The 16303-nt window shown below is 74.7% G+C and carries 19 protein-coding genes; 9 read left to right on the top strand and 10 right to left on the bottom strand.

From position 1 onward, the window contains the following. Nucleotides 1–158: 158 nt before the first annotated feature. Nucleotides 159–614: a hypothetical protein gene (locus AB0N17_RS25550; RefSeq protein ID WP_366013794.1), complete on the bottom strand. Its 456-nt coding sequence runs from the start codon at nt 612–614 to the stop codon at nt 159–161. A 10-nt stretch (nt 615–624) separates the two neighbouring features. On the opposite strand from AB0N17_RS25550, the gene AB0N17_RS25545 reads away from it, so the two are divergent. Then, entirely contained in the window at nt 625–1044 is a 420-nt protein-coding gene (locus AB0N17_RS25545) for a DUF4232 domain-containing protein (RefSeq protein WP_366013793.1), read from the top strand. Nucleotides 1045–1159: 115 nt separating this feature from the next. Here AB0N17_RS25545 and AB0N17_RS25540 read toward each other — a convergent pair whose 3' ends face one another. Continuing rightward, a complete protein-coding gene (locus tag AB0N17_RS25540) occupies nt 1160–1726 on the bottom strand; it encodes a heme-binding protein (RefSeq protein ID WP_366013792.1) in 567 nt (188 codons plus the stop codon). A gap of 250 nt (nt 1727–1976) precedes the next feature. On the opposite strand from AB0N17_RS25540, the gene AB0N17_RS25535 reads away from it, so the two are divergent. Further along, a complete protein-coding gene (locus tag AB0N17_RS25535; RefSeq protein WP_366013805.1) occupies nt 1977–3119 on the top strand; it encodes a sensor histidine kinase in 1143 nt (380 codons plus the stop codon). Next, complete coding sequence (locus AB0N17_RS25530; protein ID WP_366013791.1) at nt 3116–3760, top strand: response regulator transcription factor; 645 nt, start codon at nt 3116–3118, stop codon at nt 3758–3760. Before AB0N17_RS25535 ends, AB0N17_RS25530 begins: the two co-directional genes overlap by 4 nt. Before the next feature lie 24 nt (nt 3761–3784). On the opposite strand, the gene AB0N17_RS25525 is transcribed toward AB0N17_RS25530, so the two are convergent. Together AB0N17_RS25525 and AB0N17_RS25520 are read right to left on the bottom strand one after the other, a co-directional pair. After that, the gene (locus AB0N17_RS25525; RefSeq protein ID WP_366013790.1) at nt 3785–4720 is read right to left on the bottom strand and encodes a serine hydrolase; all 936 of its coding nucleotides are present in this window, start codon (nt 4718–4720) and stop codon (nt 3785–3787) included. Continuing rightward, nucleotides 4717–5745, bottom strand: a complete 1029-nt coding sequence (locus AB0N17_RS25520; protein WP_366013789.1) for a LysR family transcriptional regulator — start codon at nt 5743–5745, stop codon at nt 4717–4719. The genes AB0N17_RS25525 and AB0N17_RS25520 overlap by 4 nt, the downstream gene beginning before the upstream one ends. Nucleotides 5746–6119: 374 nt before the next feature. Between AB0N17_RS25520 and AB0N17_RS25515 the strand changes: the two genes are divergently transcribed. Then, complete coding sequence (locus AB0N17_RS25515; protein ID WP_366013788.1) at nt 6120–6644, top strand: peptidylprolyl isomerase; 525 nt, start codon at nt 6120–6122, stop codon at nt 6642–6644. A 92-nt stretch (nt 6645–6736) separates the two neighbouring features. Here the strand turns inward: AB0N17_RS25515 and AB0N17_RS25510 are convergent, their stop codons facing one another. Then, nucleotides 6737–7726: a YafY family protein gene (locus AB0N17_RS25510; RefSeq protein ID WP_366013787.1), complete on the bottom strand. Its 990-nt coding sequence runs from the start codon at nt 7724–7726 to the stop codon at nt 6737–6739. Between the two features lie 93 nt (nt 7727–7819). Here AB0N17_RS25510 and AB0N17_RS25505 point away from each other — a divergent pair, with 93 nt between their 5' ends. After that, the gene (locus AB0N17_RS25505) at nt 7820–8224 is read left to right on the top strand and encodes a VOC family protein (protein WP_366013786.1); all 405 of its coding nucleotides are present in this window, start codon (nt 7820–7822) and stop codon (nt 8222–8224) included. 156 nt (nt 8225–8380) lie between these two features. Next, nucleotides 8381–9319, top strand: a complete 939-nt coding sequence (gene bla / locus AB0N17_RS25500) for a class A beta-lactamase (RefSeq protein WP_366013785.1) — start codon at nt 8381–8383, stop codon at nt 9317–9319. Nucleotides 9320–9327: 8 nt separating this feature from the next. On the opposite strand, the gene AB0N17_RS25495 is transcribed toward bla, so the two are convergent. Then, nucleotides 9328–9516, bottom strand: a complete 189-nt coding sequence (locus AB0N17_RS25495) for a hypothetical protein (RefSeq protein WP_366013784.1) — start codon at nt 9514–9516, stop codon at nt 9328–9330. 131 nt (nt 9517–9647) lie between these two features. Between AB0N17_RS25495 and AB0N17_RS25490 the strand changes: the two genes are divergently transcribed. Beyond that, on the top strand, nt 9648–9803 hold the full coding sequence (locus AB0N17_RS25490) for a hypothetical protein (RefSeq protein ID WP_366013783.1): 156 nt from the start codon (nt 9648–9650) through the stop codon (nt 9801–9803). A gap of 57 nt (nt 9804–9860) precedes the next feature. On the opposite strand, the gene AB0N17_RS25485 is transcribed toward AB0N17_RS25490, so the two are convergent. The 3 genes from AB0N17_RS25485 to AB0N17_RS25475 all read right to left on the bottom strand — a co-directional run bounded on the left by AB0N17_RS25485 (nt 9861) and on the right by AB0N17_RS25475 (nt 13567). Beyond that, nucleotides 9861–10283: a pyridoxamine 5'-phosphate oxidase family protein gene (locus AB0N17_RS25485; RefSeq protein ID WP_366013782.1), complete on the bottom strand. Its 423-nt coding sequence runs from the start codon at nt 10281–10283 to the stop codon at nt 9861–9863. A gap of 225 nt (nt 10284–10508) precedes the next feature. Further along, a complete protein-coding gene (locus AB0N17_RS25480; protein WP_366013781.1) occupies nt 10509–12080 on the bottom strand; it encodes an amidohydrolase in 1572 nt (523 codons plus the stop codon). Further along, nucleotides 12077–13567, bottom strand: coding sequence for an APC family permease (locus AB0N17_RS25475; protein ID WP_366013780.1), 1491 nt, complete (start codon nt 13565–13567; stop codon nt 12077–12079). Before AB0N17_RS25475 ends, AB0N17_RS25480 begins: the two co-directional genes overlap by 4 nt. Nucleotides 13568–13800: 233 nt before the next feature. Between AB0N17_RS25475 and AB0N17_RS25470 the strand changes: the two genes are divergently transcribed. Then, complete coding sequence (locus AB0N17_RS25470; protein WP_366013779.1) at nt 13801–14415, top strand: TetR/AcrR family transcriptional regulator C-terminal domain-containing protein; 615 nt, start codon at nt 13801–13803, stop codon at nt 14413–14415. Between the two features lie 133 nt (nt 14416–14548). Beyond that, nucleotides 14549–14728 (top strand): hypothetical protein, encoded by a 180-nt coding sequence (locus AB0N17_RS25465; protein ID WP_366013778.1) that lies wholly within the window; start codon nt 14549–14551, stop codon nt 14726–14728. A gap of 43 nt (nt 14729–14771) precedes the next feature. Here the strand turns inward: AB0N17_RS25465 and AB0N17_RS25460 are convergent, their stop codons facing one another. Next, nucleotides 14772–16130 carry a N,N-dimethylformamidase beta subunit family domain-containing protein gene (locus tag AB0N17_RS25460; RefSeq protein WP_366013804.1) on the bottom strand — a complete coding sequence of 453 codons (1359 nt, stop codon included), beginning with the start codon at nt 16128–16130 and terminating at the stop codon, nt 14772–14774. Nucleotides 16131–16303 lie beyond the last annotated feature (173 nt).

The following is a 16303-nucleotide window of genomic DNA, read 5'->3' as shown; positions in this document are numbered from 1 at the left end:
ACCGACTGCTCGACGGCGCACCGCTGGAGGTGCTGCACCACGGCGAACCACTGACCGTGACCGCCGAGGAACCGGTGGACCGCCCGATGCCGGCCCTCGTCCGTGCGGGCGAAAGGCCGAGCCTCCGTCACGGAACCGTCACGGCCGATCCACAACCGTCACAGCTGAATCACAGCGGAAACCCAGGGTCTCCCCGCTCTGTCTCCGCCGGTGAGCACCGGCGCGGAGCCGGCCGCACCACGCACACCGGAATCGGGGGACCCCATGCAGTACCGCACCACCATCCGCCTCGCCACGTCGGCGACGGCCGTGATCGCCGCCGCGCTGTCGCTGACCGCGTGCCAGTCGGGCGGTGACACGTCGGCCGGGACGTCCTCCCCGGCCCCGGCCTCCAGCGCCCCCGCCGGCACCGCGAACCCCGGCTCCACGGCCTCGTCGGCCTCGGGAGGGTCGGCCTCGGGTTCCACGACCTCGGGATCCTCGACCTCGGGTTCCACGACCTCGGGTTCCACGACCTCGGGTTCCTCGGGATCGTCCGGCGGCACGTCGGCCGGTTCGGGTGCCTCGGCCGCCCCCGCCTCCGACACCTCGGCCGGCAAGGTGCCGCCGTGCACGCCGTCGGCCGTGAAGGTGACGGCCCACCAGGCGGCCGTCCGCCCGGCCGGCACCGGCACGGGCGCGGCGGTCGTCGAGTTCACCAACGCCTCCGCGCACGCCTGCACCCTGCAGGGCCACCCGACGGTGGCCGGTGCGGGCAACGGCTCCCCGGAGCACAACATCCCCCTGAAGGTGACCCCCACGGGCACGGCCCCGGCCGTGCGCCTCGCCCCGGGCGGCAAGGCATGGGTGAAGCTGACCTTCGTGCAGGTCCAGGGCGAGGGCGACGGCTACTGCGCCTCCGGTGCGAAGCCGGCCGTCTACCCGACGCTCGTGGTCGGCCTGCCCGGCTCGGGCGCGCACCAGGTCGCCCTCTCCGAAGGTCAGTTCGCCGAGTGCGACAACACCGTCACCGCGACCGCGGTCACGGCGGCGAAGCCTTCCTGACGTCGCCGTCGGCCGGTGGCCGGCCGGCCCGGACGCCCTGAGGCGGAAAGCGAGCGGCTCCCCGGCCGTGAGGGACCGGGGAGCCGCGGTACGGCCGGGCGAGGGCCTCGGCGGGTCAGCGGCCGAGGACCGCCGCACCCGCCTGCGCGTACGTCTCGTCCAGGGCGCCGGACGGGGCGCCGGCGACACCGATGCCCGCGACCGGGGCGCCCTTCGCGGTCACCGGGGCGCCGCCCGCCAGGAACAGCGTGCCCGGGATGTCCTTCAGGGTGGGCGCCTGCTCCAGCCGCTGGGCCAGCTCCGAGGTGGGCGCGTTCCAGGACACCGCGGTGAATGCCTTGCGCACGGCGGACTCGTACGACTGCGGGCCCGCACCGTCTCCGCGCAGGGTGACCAGAGTGTTGCCGTCGCGGTCGACGACGGCCACGGAGACATGCCGGCCGTCCTTCTCGGCGGCGTCCACCGCGGCCCGCGCGGCCTCGGTGGCGGCGTCCAGGGTCAGATGCGTGCTCTGCGTCAGGTCGCCCGGCCGGGCCGTCGCCGGAGCGGTGGCGGGGGCGGCACCGGTGGAGTCGGCGGCGTTGGCGGCGACCGTACCGACGACCCCCGCACCGACGACGGCCAGGGCGGCACCGCCGACGAGGACACGGGTACGGCGGGACGGCTTCTTGCGGCTGGACATGGCGGGGCCTTCCTGTGGTGGAGAGGTGCAGCGGAACCGGGGGCGCGATCGCTCCCGCCATCGATCCTCGGCCGGATCCGGCCGCTCGCCGTCACCGGACCGGTCGCCCCGGGGGTCATCCGATCGGATGACCCCAGCCGCGCCGAGCCAGGGAACAATGGAAGGTGTTTGCCCAGTTCAGCGCGGTCGGCCGGAGGTGAGAGCAGTGCCGCGAGCCACAGCCGACGACACCCGCGCCCTCACTGTCGTCATGCACACGGCGTTCTTCGTGCTGCTGGCCGCGTCCCTCGCCCGCTATCTCGCCCGGCACGCCGGCGGACCGCACACGCCGTGGATCATCGCCCTGTCCGCACTGCTGGCCGCGCTCTACGTCCTCGGTCCCGCCCTCGGTACCCGCCCCGGCCCGCGCCGGCTGACCTGGCTCGGCCTGGTCGTGGCCGCCTGGGCGCTCCTCGTCGTCCCGGCCCCGAGCTTCGCCTGGTGTGCGGTCCCCCTCTTCTACACCGGCCTGCGCACCCTCCCCGCACGCGCCGCGATCCCGCTGGTGGCGCTGCTGACCGCGCTGGCGGTGGCCGCCCAGCTCAGCCTGGCCGGCTGGCCCGACCCCAACGTCCTGCTGGCGCCGCCCGCGGTGGCCGCCGTCGCCACCACCGTCTTCGTCGTCATGCAACGCCAGGCCGCCCGCCGGGACGCCCTCATCGACGACCTGGTCCGCACCCGGCGCGACCTCGCCGCCACCGAGCGCCGCGAGGGCACCCTCGCCGAGCGCGAGCGGCTGGCCCGGGAGATCCACGACACCCTCGCCCAGGGCCTGTCCAGCCAGCGCATGCTGCTCCAGGCGGCCGACCGGCTGTGGGACGCAGCGCCCGGCACCGCCCGGGACCATGTGCGCACGGCGGCGGCGATCGCCGAGCGCAGCCTCGCCGAGGCCCGCCGCTTCGTCCACGACCTGACGCCCGCCGACCTGGCGGAGGGCGGTGGGCTGCTGCGGGCCCTGCGCACCGTCGCCGAGCGCGAGACGACCCCGGGCCTGGAGGTCCGTGTCCACACCGAGGGCACCCCGCCCGACCCGCTGCCCGCCCCCGTGGAGTCGGCCCTGCTGCGCATCGCCCAGGGAGCCCTCGCCAACGTCCGCGAACACGCGGCCGCCACCACCGCCACGCTCACCCTGACCTGCCTGGACGACCAGATCGTCCTCGACGTCACGGACGACGGCCGCGGCTTCGACCCCGGGGCACCGCCCACCCCCGACGCCGCCCCGGGCGGGTCGCGCGGCCACGGCCTCCCCGCGATCCGCGCCCGCCTGCGCCAGCTGGGCGGCACCCTCACCGTCGAGTCCGCACCGGGCGAGGGCACGGCCCTGTCCGCGGCGATCCCCCTGGAGCCGAGATGACCGACACCCCCGCGGCCGGCCCGGTGCGCATCCTCGTCTGCGACGACCACGCCGTCGTACGCGCCGGTCTGCTGGCCCTGCTGCACAGCGCGCCCGGCATCGAGGTCGTCGGCGAGGCCGGCAGCGGCGAGGAGGCGCTCGCGCTGGCCCGCAGGACCGCCCCGGACGTGGTGCTGATGGATCTGCAACTGGGCGCGGGCATCGACGGCGTGGAGACCACCCGCCAACTGCGCTCGCTCGCGCCCGCCCCGCACGTCCTGGTCCTCACCACCTACGACACCGACGCCGATGTCACCCGCGCCGTCGAGGCCGGCGCCACCGGCTATCTGCTCAAGGCCGAGCGCGCCGAGGACCTGTTCACCGCGATCCACGCCGCCGCCCAGGGCCGCCCGGCGCTCTCGCCGCCGGTCGCGGACCGCGTGCTGTCCAGGCTGCGCAACCCACGCCCGGCCCTCACCCCGCGCGAACGCGACATCCTCGCCCACCTCTCCCGGGGCCTGCCCAACCACGCCATCGCCCGCGCCCTCTACATCAGCGAGGCCACGGTCAAGACGCACCTGCGCCGCATCTACGACAAGCTCGGCGTGGACACCCGCGCGGGCGCGGTCGCGGTGGCGAAGGAACGACGCCTGCTGCCCTGACAGCCCCCGTACGCGCCGGCCCTGTCACCTTCGCAACGCCTCGAACGCCTCGCGCCCCGCCGCCCCGATCGCCAGATCGACATCCGGGGCGAGCCCCGCGCAGCGCTCCGCCCAGGTCAGCGCGGCCAGCGCCACCCGGTCCCCGGACTCCGCCTCGACGACTCCGATCTCATGTCTGAGGTGCAGGAACGTGCCCGTCTTGCCGCTCCACCGCAGCGTGTCCGCGCGCAGCTCGCCCGCCAGGCGCTGGGTGAAGACCTGCAGCCCCATCAGCCGGCGCAGTTCCGCCGTCGCCCCGGGCAGGGAGATCCCGTCGCACCACACCCGCCCCAGCAGGGCGACGAGCGCCGCCGCCGACCCGGCGTTGGCGTGCGCCGGGTCCAATGTCTGCAGGGTGTGCCGGCCCGCCCGCTCGTCCCGGACGGCCAGTTCCAGAGCGAGGGAGAAGTCGTTGCCGGCGGCACCCGCGGCGCACTCGTACATGTGGTTCATCCGGTGCCGCATCCGGATGCCCGTGCACCCCCAGGCCGTGAGGCGCGCGTCGACGTCCGCGACCGGCACCAGGTCGAGCAGGGCGTCCGCGGCGGTGTTGTCGCTCACCGACAGCATCAGCAGGAGCAGATCGCCGACGGCCACCGTCGCCGGGTGCCGGAACGCCGCGAGTCCGGTGGGGCCGACGCTTTTGCGGGCCGGGTCGACCGTCACCGGGAGCGCCGGATCGAGGCCGCCGGCCGCGATCAGGTCCAGGACGACCAGGGCGAGCGGGACCTTCACCACCGAGGCGAGCGGTGTCATCTCCCCGACGTCGAAGCCGAGTTGCTCACCCGAGTCGAGGTTGCGGGCCAGGAAGGAGCCGCGGACGCCGAGGGCCGCCCAGTCCGCGGCGATGCCCTCGGCGACGTCCAGCAGGGCCCGGTCGTCCCCGACGTACGCCGGGTGGTGCTCCGGTGCCGCGCTCATCCGCGTGCCGCCAGCCGCGCCGGGAGGTCCTCACCGACGGCTCCGGGGCGCGTGGCGCGCGGTCCGGAGGCTGCGGCTCCCACCGCCGACGCCAGCGGTACGGCCAGCCAGTCCGGCAGCTGCGCCGCGCCCTCCCGGCCCGGGGGCGCGCTCACGTCGTACCCCCGGTGCAGCGACGCCTCGCCCAGCGGCGCCCACCCGGCCCCGTGCTGCCTCGCGAACGGCTCGGCGCACAGCAGCAGCGCCCGTCCGGCGAGTGTCTCGGCGAGCGCGGTGGCCGCGGGCCCGGCCGCCCGGATCCGCCCCTCGGGCAGCCCGGCCCGGGCGGCGGCCCGCACCAGCCGGTCGTCGTAGTAGGGCACTTGGTCCTCCGCCATGACCAGGACGGGCAACGGGGCGGTGGCCGGGGAGCCACGGCCCCGGCGAGGCCGTAGCTCCTCCAGGTGCACCGCCCGCCGCCGCCGGCGTCCGCCCGCGCCCCCGGGCCGCGGCCCCTCCCTATCCGGGCCCCGGTCCACGGACGGCGCCTCCTTCTCCGCCGGCGCCGACGCCAGACCCAACGGCACCCGGAACGCGGCCTGTTCCGGCGGAACCCGCAGCAGCGCGTACGCGAGGGTGCCGTCCGCCAGCCCGGAGGCCCGCTGCGCCGGCGGGAGTTCACGGATGCCGAGCGTGATCCCGTGCTCGGCACCCGCACGCAGAGCGCGGGCCAGGGCGGCCGGGGCGCAGTCCGCGGGCACGCCGACCGCGCGGACCTGCGAGTGGCGGGCGGAGCGGGCGACCTGGCGCAGCCGCTGGGCCCGGTCCAGCACGTCCCGGGCGTACGGAAGCAGCAGCAGCCCCAGTTCGGTCGTCGTGATCTGCCGCCGCGAACGGTCGAACAACGGGCCGCCGAAGTGCTCCTCCAGCGTCCTGACGCGGCGGCTGAGGAGCGGCTGGGCTATCCCGAGCCGGTCGGCCGCCCGGGAGAAGCCCGCCTCGTCGGCGGTCGCGACATACGCCTCGAGGTGGGCCAGGAGATCCATCCCGCATTCATATCAATCCCGCCCGGCGGCGCCGTCCCCCGGACCGACCCGAGACGGCGGCGGCGGCGCGGGCCCGGAAGCGGATGTGGCTTGCGGACGGGTTCTCGCCCGCCGGGCCGCGCTTTAGACTCCGACCGCTCCGAAATCTGACGATCTTCTGGAGGGTGTGCAGGATGAAACGAGCTCTCATGACCGCATGGGCGGCAGCAGCGTTGGTCGTGTCCGGGGGCAGCACCACTGCCTCCGCTTCCGATGCTCCGCCGCGCACCACGCACGGCCCTTGCCAGTACACCCGGACCCCGGACGAGCCGGCGGCGCGGCCGGTCCCCCTGCCGCCCGATCCGCGACGCACCCCCGGTCACGGCACGGTCGACATGGCTGTCCCGACCAGCCAGGGCCGGCTCCCGCTGCGTCTGGACCGGGCGAAGGCGCCGTGCACCGTCCAGAGCTTCCTGCACCTGGCGCGGCACCGGTTCTACGACCGCACGGTGTGCCATCGGCTGACGGCGTATCCGACGCTGAAGGTCTTGCAGTGCGGCGACCCGACCGGCACCGGCGAGGGTGGGCCGGGGTACGAGTACAAGGACGAGCTGCCGGTGGATCTGCCGCCGGCACCGAGCGATCCGACCGGCGTCCGTCGCCTTTACGGGCGCGGCTTGCTGGCGATGGCCAACGCCGGGCCGAACACGAACGGCTCGCAATTCTTCGTCGTCTACGGCGACTCCGCACTGCGCCCGAACTACACGGTGTTCGGCACGGTCGGTGCCGCCGGCCTGACGACGCTCGACAAGATCGCTGCCGGCGGTATCGAGCCGACCACGCAGGACCCGGCGCCTGTCGACGGTACGCCCGTGCTACGGACCGAGCTGCTCAGCGTCCGGCCCGCCTGCCGGCCCTGACGAATCGTGGTGCGGCCGGCGCGGTCCAGCTACGCGACCGGCCGCGCCACAGTGATGTGGGTCTGCCATCTGGTGACATTGGTTCCTCGTGGTCAGGCTCGGCGGGCGTACGACGTGAGGCGGTCGGCGAGCGCGATGACGCGGTCGCGGAGTTCATCGGGGCGCTCGATGACGAACGGCCGGTCGAGTGAGGCGAGTACGGGAGGCAACCAGTCGAGCCGCTCCGCCCGCAGGTCGACGCGCAGCCAGCGCTCGGCCGGCCGGTCCTCGCCGGCCGCGGAATCGTGCTCCTCCAGCGACGCGACGCCGGCCGGAAGGTGCGCGCGGATCTGCTCGACCGTCCCGTGGATCCGCAGGGTGACCTGATGCCGGTACTCGGCCGTGGCGAATCCTGACAACACGCGCTGTGCCGGATCGGGACCCGCGGTCGCTTCGAACGAGCCGGGCAGGGCCCTCGCGGCCGCGATGCGGTCGAGCCGGAAGGTTCGGTCCTCGCCGACCTGGGCGTCCTTGCCCGTCACGTACCACCGGCCCCCATGGGCGACGATCCCGTACGCGTGCAGCGTGCGTTCGCTGCGCCGCCCGTCCCGGTCGGTGTAGCGGATCGAGACCGGCCGGCGGTGGCGCACCGCATCGGCGATGGTGAGCAGGACCCCGGCGTCCGGGGTGTCGAGCTCGCCGGGCTGATCCGTGAAGGCGAGAGCTTCCAGGAGTGCGTCGAGCCGTCGGGCGATGTGCTTGGGCAGTACCCGCCGGATCTTCGCTGACGCCGTCTCGTTGGCCGTGAGCTGCGTCGTCGTCAACCCTGCCCGGCGGCCGGCGACCAGGCCGAGCAGCACGGCCAGCGCCTCGTCGTCGCTGAGCATGAGCGGAGGCAAGCGGTACCCGGGAGCCAGCCGGTACCCGCCGTAGCGGCCGCGCACCGACTCCACGGGCACGTCCAGGTCGATGAGCTGGTCCACGTACCGCCGCACAGTGCGCCCTTCGACGCCGAGCCGGTCGGCGAGCTCGGCCACAGTCCGGGTGCCGCCGGACTGCAGCAGCTCCAGGAGTGTCAGCACGCGGCCGGTGGGTCGGGACATGTTCGCAGCCTAACGCGAATACAGGACCGATTCTGTCCGCTATTTCTCCTAGCCTGCGACGTGCACGCCTTCAGCACGACCAAGGGGATTTCCATGGAGTTCGTCTCGATCCGCATCATCACCGGCGACGTCGCCCGCCTCGTCGAGTTCTACGAACGAGCCACAGGGGCGCGGGCGACGTGGGCCACCGCGGACTTCGCCGAGCTCAAGACCGCGGGCGCCACCCTCGCGATCGCCGGCACCCGCACTGTCCCGCTGTTCGCCCCGGGCTCCGCCCGCCCGGCGGACAACCACAGCGTGATCACCGAGTTCCTCGTCGACGACGTGGACCGTGTTCACCAGAACCTGACCGGCTTCGTCACCGACTTCGTCAACGGGCCCACCACGATGCCCTGGGGCAACCGGTCACTGCTGTTGCGCGACCCCGACGGCAACCTCGTCAACTTCTTCACCCCGGTCACCCCGGCGGCTGTCGAAAAGTTCTCTTGCCCCTCTTGAGCGCCGGAAAGAGCAACCCGCTGCCGAGAGCCGACCGCATATATCAAAAAGACATGACCCGTTGACAGATCGCTCTTGGACATGGGCACGGCCCGGCTGTTTCGCTGTCCCCCGAGAAGATCCGTACAGCCCACGGACGACCTGGGAGGCTTCGCCATGACCAGTCCCGACCGCTCCGCCCCCGACCATCCCGCCCCGCTGCGCCGGCGCGGCCTGCTCAAGGCGGGGCTCGCGTTCACCACCACCGCCGCCGCGGCGACGGCCGCGTCCGCCGCGTCCGCCGCGCCGGACGCGGGACCGCGCTCCGTGCGGGAGGAGTTGAGCGAGCTGGAGCGGCGGTACGACGCCCGGCTCGGCGTGTACGCGCGCAACGTCCGCACCGGGCGGGCCGTGTCGCACCGGGCGGGGGAGCGGTTCGCGATGTGCTCGACGTTCAAGGCGTTCGCCGCCGCTGCGGTGCTGCGCGATCACGGTCGCTGCGCGCCGCCGGACAAGGTCGTGCACTATCCGCCGCACGACATCCTGCCCAACTCGCCCCGCACCGCTGAGAACCTGGCCACCGGGATGACCGTGGCCGACCTGTGCGCGGCGGCGATCCGGTACAGCGACAACACGGCCGGGAACCTGCTGCTGCGCGAGATCGGCGGACCGCCCGGCCTCACCCGCTTCTTCCGCTCGCTGGGTGACGGGGTGAGCCGGCTCGACCGGTGGGAGACGGATCTGGGCAGCGCGATCCCCGGGGATCCGCGCGACACGACCACGCCCGAGGCCATCGGACGGAGCCTGGAGCGGCTGGCGCTCGGCCGGGCGCTGGCCGACGCCGACCGCGCCCGGCTCGTCACCTGGCTGAAGGGCAACACCACCAGCGAGCACCGTTTCCGCGCGGGGCTGCCGCGGGGCTGGGTCCTCGCCGACAAGACCGGGACCGGCGACTACGGGAGCGGCAACGACATCGGCATCGCCTGGACGACCCGGGCCACACCGGTCCTGCTGTCCGTCCTGACGGCCAGGAGCACCCGGGACGCGCCGGTCTCCGAGGAACTCCTGGCCGAGACGGCACGCGTCCTGGCCCGCACCCTGGCGCCGGGCGAGTAGCGCGCGGCTCAGCCGACGACCGTGTCGTCCGGGCCCACCGGGTGCGCCTCCAGGTCCGGCGCGGCCAGCAGCCCGGCGATCAGCTCCGCGGAGCCGCCGACGTAGGTGCTGGTCAGGTCGACGTCCCCGCCCAGGCACCAGGCACGGTCCGCGGGCCACCACAGGTCGGGCAGCTCGGCGAACTCGTCGAGGGCCACCGGAGAGACGGCGTCGGCCAGCGCGCCGGAGAGCAGCAGCCGTGGTGTGCCGGGCCGGCAGGGGGATCAGCACCTCGGCGACGGCGGGCGGGGTCGGCCCTTCCCAGGGGTGCTCGTCCCAGACGCCGGGCATGCCGTACGCGGAGGCGTTCCCGTACTCGGGGTCCATCCCGACGACGTCGTGCCAGGGCGTGGCCGGTGTGACCCGGGTCCCGTGGGCGGCGGCCACCGTCGACCAGCGCACCGGCCGCTCGTCCAGCTCCGCCGGATGCAGGATCCGCACGTAGGCGTCGAAGCCCGGCACGGTCTGCCCGGTGCCCGCGGGCGGTGCGGACCCGGGAGGCTCAGCAGTGGGCGCGCAGGCCGGGCAGCTCCCGGCCGGTGACCATGTCGGGGGCGATCCGCAGGAAGACGCCCTCCGCGGCCGGGAGCCACGGGACGGGGACGGTCAGGGGCAGCCGCTCCTGCTCGGCGGGCTCCTTCACGAGTTCCGCCCGTCCCGTCACGACCACGCTCCAGCCGGACCGGCCCGGCATGTCGAAGGCGTCCGCCTCGAAGGCGACCACGGCACCGTCGGCGGCCCGGGCCAGCTGTGAGCCGGCCGAGGTGCGCACCAGCACGGAGCAGTCGCTGCCCAGACGGAAGTCGACCGGGAGCACGGCGGGCAGCGCCTGCTCGGTGTAGACGACGCGGCCGACCGGCACCTTTCCCAGCAGCCACAGACACGCCTGTCTGTCCAGGGGGCGGAAGCCGTCGTTGTGCACCATGCGGTCATCGTGGCCGGGAACCGCCGGGCGGGGATAGGGCCCATCGGCCCCCCTCGGGCTCCCTTGGGGCCCTTCCGCCCGCGTCCGGGGCCCTCCTCCACCGCCCCGGCCACCTCCCCTCCCCGGGGGACCTCCCCAGACCTCCCCAGACCTCTCCAGGGACCTCCCCAAGGCCTCCTCCCGGCCGCCTCGGCCCGGAGGAGCCGCCCCGCACCGCTGCTCCGGTCAGTCCGCGCGGTGCACCACATGACCGCCTGTCACCGTCAACGGGACCGGGGAATCGGCCAGTTCGTCGCTCGGAGCCAGCACGGGATCCACGCCCAGCGCGGTGAGGTCGGCGCGCCGGCCGGGCGCGATGCGGCCGGCGACCGCGGACTCGCCGGCGGCGGCCGCCGCGTGGCTGGTGCAGCCCTCCAGCGCCTGCAGCGGGGTGAGGCCCGGCCGGTGCGCGGCGGCGCCCTTGGGCAGGTGGGCCGTCGCGAGCACGGCCCGTACGTCGTAGTGCGCGATGGGCCAGTCCGAGCCGAGGGCGACCGTGGCACCGGCGTCCCGCAGGTCCCGCAGCCGCCAGGCGCGGGCGGCCCGGTCGCCGCCCAGCCGGCGCGACCACTCGTCGCTGCCGTCGTCGCGGGTGTAGCCGGTGTGCGGGGGCTGCAGGGAGGCCGCGACGCCCAACTCGGCGAAGCGCGGCAGGAGTTCGTCGGGAGCCGTCTCGATGTGCTCGATCCGGTGCGCGCCGTGCCCGCCGGGGCCGAGGGAGGCGACGGTGTCCAGGACGTGCCGTACGGCGGCGTCCCCGATGGCGTGCGTGGCGGTGCGGACGCCGGCCGCGTGCAGAGTACGGACGGCGTCGGCGTACGCGTGCGGGTCCGGCCAGAACGCCGCGGTGCCCTGCCCGTGGCAGTCGGGGTGGTCCAGCCAGGCCGTGCCGCCCTCGACGGTGCCGTCCATGAAGAACTTGACCCCGCCGACCAGCCAGTGCCGGCCGCTCCTGCCCTGCAGCCCGATCAGCTCCCGCAGCGCGTCCTCGTCGGCGCCCGGCATGCACCAGGGCGCGAACCGCAGGCGGACCGGCAGCACCGTCTCGCGCGCCACCGCCTCCAGCAGTTCCAGGTCACCTCCGTCCATCACATGGGCGCCGGTGAGGCCCGTCGCGGCCATCGCGGCCAGCAGCTCCAGCAGCCCGGCGCGCCGTTCGGCGAAGGAGGCGCGGGGGACGACATCGGCCACCAGGTCCATCGCAGCGTGCTCGACCAGGTGCCCGGTCGGCCGGCCGGAGGCGTCGCACACCACCTCCGCGCGCTGCGCGAAGGCGCGCGGCCCACTCACCCCTGCGGCGGCCAGGGCGGCCTCGTTGACGAGGGCGGAGTGACCGTCGTACAGGCGCAGGAAGGCCGGGGTGCCGCCGAGGACGTCCGCCACCAGGGCGTGATGGACGGGCCGGCCCTCGAACGCGTTGTGGTCCAGGCCGTGGCCCACCACCCAGCCCCCCGTGCGCTCGGCCCGGGCGAGGGCCGCGCGCAGCCCGGCCAGGTCGGTCACCGCCGACAGGTCCGTGCCCGTGGCCATGTCCAGCCCCCACACCGGATGGCTGTGCGAATCGACCAGGCCGGGCACCAGGTGGGCGCCGTGCAGATCGACGACCTCGGTGCCGGGGCCGCGCCAGTCCCGCACGTCGGCGGCCTCCCCGACGGCGGTGATCACTCCGTCGTGCACGGCGACGGCCGAGGCGGTGGGGCGGGCGGGGTCCAGGGTGCGGACCCGGGCGCCGGCGAGGACGAGGTCGGCAGCGCTCATGACGGCAACTCCTTGGAGGCAGGGGCTTGTTCGGCGGGTTCGGCGGCGAACCCCGCGTAGACGTCCGGGCGGGAACGGCGCAGCCACCACGCCAGCGGCAGGCCGAGGAGGAAGACGGCGGGCGCCGCGACGACGAGGAGGGCGTTCACGGCCGGGGAGGCGCCGGTGAACAGGTCGACATGGGTGACCACCAGCACGATCGCGCTCGTCAGCAGCGCGGCGGCGAGCACCGGCGCGATCACGGTGCGCAGTCTGCCCTCCGTGTGCCGCACCCGGCGGAAATAGCAGGGCACGGCGATCGCCGCCAGCAGCTGCAGCAGCAACAGGCCGATCATCCCGGGGGTGTTCACCCACAGCAGCAGCTGCTGGTAGGGGTCGGCGTGCGCGGCCCAGAACGCGAGGACGACCACCGCGCCGAGCGCCGTCTGGGCGAGACCGGCGACGTACGGGGAGCGGTGACGGTGATGGATCCGGCCGAGCCGGCCGGGCAGCACACCCTCCTCGGCCAGGGCGAGGGCGTAGCGGTTGATCGCGTTGTGGAAGGCGAGGAGGGAGGCGATGACGCTGGTGACGATGAACAGGTGCATCAGGTCGGCCGCCCAGCCGCCCACATAGGTGGTGATCGCGGTGAAGAACAGGCCGGCCGGGTCCTGGCCGGCCGCGCGGACGACCTGGTCGTCGCCGAACGCCTGGACGGCGATCCATACGGTGAACGCGTAGAAGAGGCCGAGGAAGCCGACGGCCAGGTAGGTGGCGCGCGGTACCGTGCGCCCGGGGTCGCGTGCCTCGCGGCGGTAGATCACGGTCGACTCGAACCCGGTGAACGCCGCGAAGGCGAAGGAGAGGACGGCCGCCGTTCCGGGGACCAGGACGTGCGCCGGAGCCAGGGAGGCCAGGGACAGCCCGTGCGCCCCGCCCTTCAGCAGGACGCCCCCGGCGAGGAGCACGAGTATCCCGGTCTCGGCGACCAGCAGCACCCCGAGGACCTTGGCGCCGAAGTCGATCGAGCGGTAGCCGCCGTAGCCGATCAGCAGCAGCCCGGCCAGGGACACGGGCAGCCAGGGCACGTCCGTGCCGGACAGGGCGTGCAGGGTGTCGCGGCTGGCGGAGGCGAGGAGGCCGTAGACGCCGATCTCCATGCCGTTGTAGCCGATCAGGGCGAGCAGGGCGGCGCCGATGCCGACCGGCCGGCCGAGGCCGCGGGCGATGTAGGCGTAGAAGGCCCCGCCGCTGGTCACGTGGCGGCTCATGGTGGTGAAGCCGACGGCGAAGACCGCGAGGGTCAGCCCGGCGAGGAGATAGCCGACGGGCGCGCCGATGCCGCCGAGCAGGATGGCGAGCGGGGCCACCCCGGCCATGACGGTCAGGGGTGCGGCGGCGGAGACGACGAAGAAGGCGATGTCGGCGGTGCCGAGGGAACCGGAGCGGAGGCCGGCCGTGTCGGCGGGCGCCCTCTCCTCCGGGAGTTCGGAGGCGGTCAGGGACATACGGGGAGCCCTTCTGGCGGAGGGGAGGGGGTCCCGGTGGTGGGGGCAGCCGGGGTCGCGGGCGCCGGCGGGCGGGACGGGGGTGGGCACGCCCGGGCCGGTGTCCTCCGGTGGGCACACGGGGATGGCGGACGCCCGGAGGCCGTAAACCTAAAGGCTTTCGGTTTCCGCAATGTAGCCTGCCGTCGGGCATCCGGGAAGACCCCGGAGCGATCACAGGGAGAACGCTGACCATGGGACGGCCGCGCACACCGCTCCTCGACCGTGAGCGCATCACCACGACCGCGCTGCGGCTGATCGACGAGACCGGTGACTTCAGCGTCCCGCAGATCGCCCGGCGGCTCGGCGCGCAGACCGGGTCGGTGTACCACCATGTGGACGGCCGCGACGGCATCGTGGAACTGCTGCGCGAGCGGGTCGCTTCCGCCATCGACACCGCCACCCTCGACCTGACCCCGTGGGACGCGGCGGTCGAGGCCTGGGCCCGCTCCTACCGCGCCGCGTTCGCCGCCCACCCCCGGGCGATCCCCCTGCTCATGACCTCCCCGGTCCGCGCGCCCCGGGTCCTGGAGCAGTACGAACGCGCGGTCAGCCGCCTGCTGCAGGCCGGCTTCGACCGCGCCGAGATCATGCCGCTGGTCATCGCGCTGGAGAACCTGGTGCTGGGCTCGGCCCTCGACCTCGCCGCGCCGGAGGCCATGTGGGAGCTGACGGAACACACCCCGACGCCTCGGCTGGCCGAGGTGCTCGCCGCGGTCGGTGAGGGCCGGGCCGACCGCGCCTTCGAGGTGGGGCTGACCGCCTTCATGAACCACGCCCGGGCGCTCCTCGCGGCGGGGGACAGCTGAGCCGTCCGGGCGCCCGGCGGCGGCCGGAAAGACGGGTTTCCCAGTACCGCAAGTAACATGATCACCTTGTCTCTGGGTGTACCAGTCAGTCAACTTGGCGCGTTCCCAGGGCGCGCCCTGCCCGGAGATGTCCATGTCCTCTGTCAACGATGCGCTGGAAGACGCGCGCCTCACCTACGAGCAGCACATGCGCACATGCCGTCAGTGCCATGCCGACGCCGCGCACTGTGCCGTAGCCAAGCACCTCCTGCGCCTCTACAACAACGCCCGCAGGGACCACATGCGATCGGGAGGCCGGCCCGGCCAGAGCTGACCCCGTCCGCCCCTGTGGCCCGTCGCCCTGACCCGCCCCGGCCTCAGTCCCGGTACACCTCCCGCGCGTCGGGGCGCGGCGGCGGGGCGTGCCGGGCCGCCGGTCCCTTCGCGAAGGTGCGCAGGAGGTTCTCCGTGGTCCGGGTGACGAAGGCGCGGGTCCGGGCGTCCATGCCGTGGTCGCGGCCGAGTTCGCCCGTCCCGGCCGCAAGGGCCTCCACCCAGCGCATGGTGCCGCTCGCGAAGACGCCGGCCCCGCCGGGGGCCGTGCCGTACGCCGAGTCGCTGTGGCTCGGCCGGCCGCCGCACACCAGCGGGGAGTGCGCGGTGATCTCCAGCGGGCCCGGCGTGGGGGCGCCCGGGGTGACCCGGTCGTACTCGACGCCGACGAGATGCGCGAACGCCTCGCCGGACCGGACTCCGGTGCCGTCGTACAGCCAGTGGCCGGCGGCCCGCACGACGTAGGGCGCGTCGACCGGATAGCCCTCGTAGAGCACGCCCGTGAGGGAGGACTCCGGATCGGGCGCGGGCGGCAACCGGTAGTCGGTGGTGACCTGCGCCGGGTCGGAGGAGTACAAGGGGTCGGCGCGGCAGTCGCTCTTGTAGCACACCACCGTACGGTCGTCCGCCCGCTCCCCGGCCTCCAGCCGGACGCGCCGGAAACAGGTGTTGGCGCCGAGGAAGGCGAGGTTGGTCCCCGCGTCCCGGGCGGCGGTGACATGGGCCCGCTGCGCCGGGGTCCAGTACTCGTCGTGGCCCAGGCAGATCACGGCGCGCGCGCCGCGCAGCACCGACGGGTCCCGGTGGACGTCGGTACCGGTGCTGTAGGCGAGGGGGATGCCCAGGCGCTCGGCCAGCACCACCAGCGCCCGCTCGTACACCAGGAACTTCTCGGCGCCGTCCCCGTCGTAGGGCCGGTCGAAGCTCACCGCGAGCGACCGCGTGGCGTACGCCCCGGAGGTGCCGGCGTAGAGGCTGGAGCCGCCCCAGCGGTTGTAGGCCTGCCAGGTGGCGGGGGCGTGCAGCAGGACCGTGCGGCCCGCGCCGTCGGTGGAGCGCACGATCAGCGGCACGTACCGCCGGTGGCCGCTGTCCGCCTCCAGCCGCAGCAGATAGGCGCCCTCCGGCCAGCCGGTGGTGTCCACGGGCAGCGTGACCGGCCAGCCGGCGCGCACCGTGCGGGTGGCGGGCAGCACGTACGGGGCCCGCTGGACGCGGCCGGGCACGCGGCCCGACGTCCACACGCGGCGGGCCTGCCGGCCGCCGTACCAGCCGATCCGGAACGCGGAGACACGGAACGACGCGGCACTGGTCGACACGTGCAGACCGCACTCCTCGCCGGGGGTCACGCTCACCCGGTCCGTGTAGCCGGCCACCGCGTCCGGCGGGCCGGCCGAGCCCAGACGCCAGTCGGCGGTGCCGGGCGCGTCCCGCTCCCCCTCGGGCCTGAGCCGCCCGTCAGGGGCGCCGGCGGGGCGGTGGCCGCCCGGCGCCCCCGTACAGGCGGCGGCCGAGCCGAGGCCCGCCCCGGCGCACAGGGCGAGGAACCGCCGGCGGTCCGGTCCGGGCGCGGCCG

It is taken from the genome of Streptomyces sp. NPDC051133 (assembly GCF_040682635.1).
Classification (GTDB): Bacteria; Actinomycetota; Actinomycetes; order Streptomycetales; family Streptomycetaceae; genus Streptomyces.
The sequence above is the reverse complement of the archived record's forward strand: the minus strand, read 5'-3'. Positions and strand labels throughout refer to the sequence as shown.

Bases quoted from the DNA above. Each gene is read 5' to 3' on its own strand.
- AB0N17_RS25540 (WP_366013792.1), bottom strand. From the start codon at position 1,726: ATGTCCAGCCGCAAGAAGCCGTCCCGCCGTACCCGTGTCCTCGTCGGC.
- AB0N17_RS25535 (WP_366013805.1), top strand. From the start codon at position 1,977: ATGCACACGGCGTTCTTCGTGCTGCTGGCCGCGTCCCTCGCCCGCTAT.
- AB0N17_RS25530 (WP_366013791.1), top strand. From the start codon at position 3,116: ATGACCGACACCCCCGCGGCCGGCCCGGTGCGCATCCTCGTCTGCGAC.
- AB0N17_RS25525 (WP_366013790.1), bottom strand. From the start codon at position 4,720: ATGAGCGCGGCACCGGAGCACCACCCGGCGTACGTCGGGGACGACCGG.
- AB0N17_RS25520 (WP_366013789.1), bottom strand. From the start codon at position 5,745: ATGGATCTCCTGGCCCACCTCGAGGCGTATGTCGCGACCGCCGACGAG.
- AB0N17_RS25515 (WP_366013788.1), top strand. From the start codon at position 6,120: ATGGCTGTCCCGACCAGCCAGGGCCGGCTCCCGCTGCGTCTGGACCGG.
- AB0N17_RS25510 (WP_366013787.1), bottom strand. From the start codon at position 7,726: ATGTCCCGACCCACCGGCCGCGTGCTGACACTCCTGGAGCTGCTGCAG.
- AB0N17_RS25505 (WP_366013786.1), top strand. From the start codon at position 7,820: ATGGAGTTCGTCTCGATCCGCATCATCACCGGCGACGTCGCCCGCCTC.
- bla (WP_366013785.1), top strand. From the start codon at position 8,381: ATGACCAGTCCCGACCGCTCCGCCCCCGACCATCCCGCCCCGCTGCGC.
- AB0N17_RS25490 (WP_366013783.1), top strand. From the start codon at position 9,648: ATGCCGTACGCGGAGGCGTTCCCGTACTCGGGGTCCATCCCGACGACG.
- AB0N17_RS25485 (WP_366013782.1), bottom strand. From the start codon at position 10,283: ATGGTGCACAACGACGGCTTCCGCCCCCTGGACAGACAGGCGTGTCTG.
- AB0N17_RS25480 (WP_366013781.1), bottom strand. From the start codon at position 12,080: ATGAGCGCTGCCGACCTCGTCCTCGCCGGCGCCCGGGTCCGCACCCTG.
- AB0N17_RS25475 (WP_366013780.1), bottom strand. From the start codon at position 13,567: ATGTCCCTGACCGCCTCCGAACTCCCGGAGGAGAGGGCGCCCGCCGAC.
- AB0N17_RS25470 (WP_366013779.1), top strand. From the start codon at position 13,801: ATGGGACGGCCGCGCACACCGCTCCTCGACCGTGAGCGCATCACCACG.
- AB0N17_RS25465 (WP_366013778.1), top strand. From the start codon at position 14,549: ATGTCCTCTGTCAACGATGCGCTGGAAGACGCGCGCCTCACCTACGAG.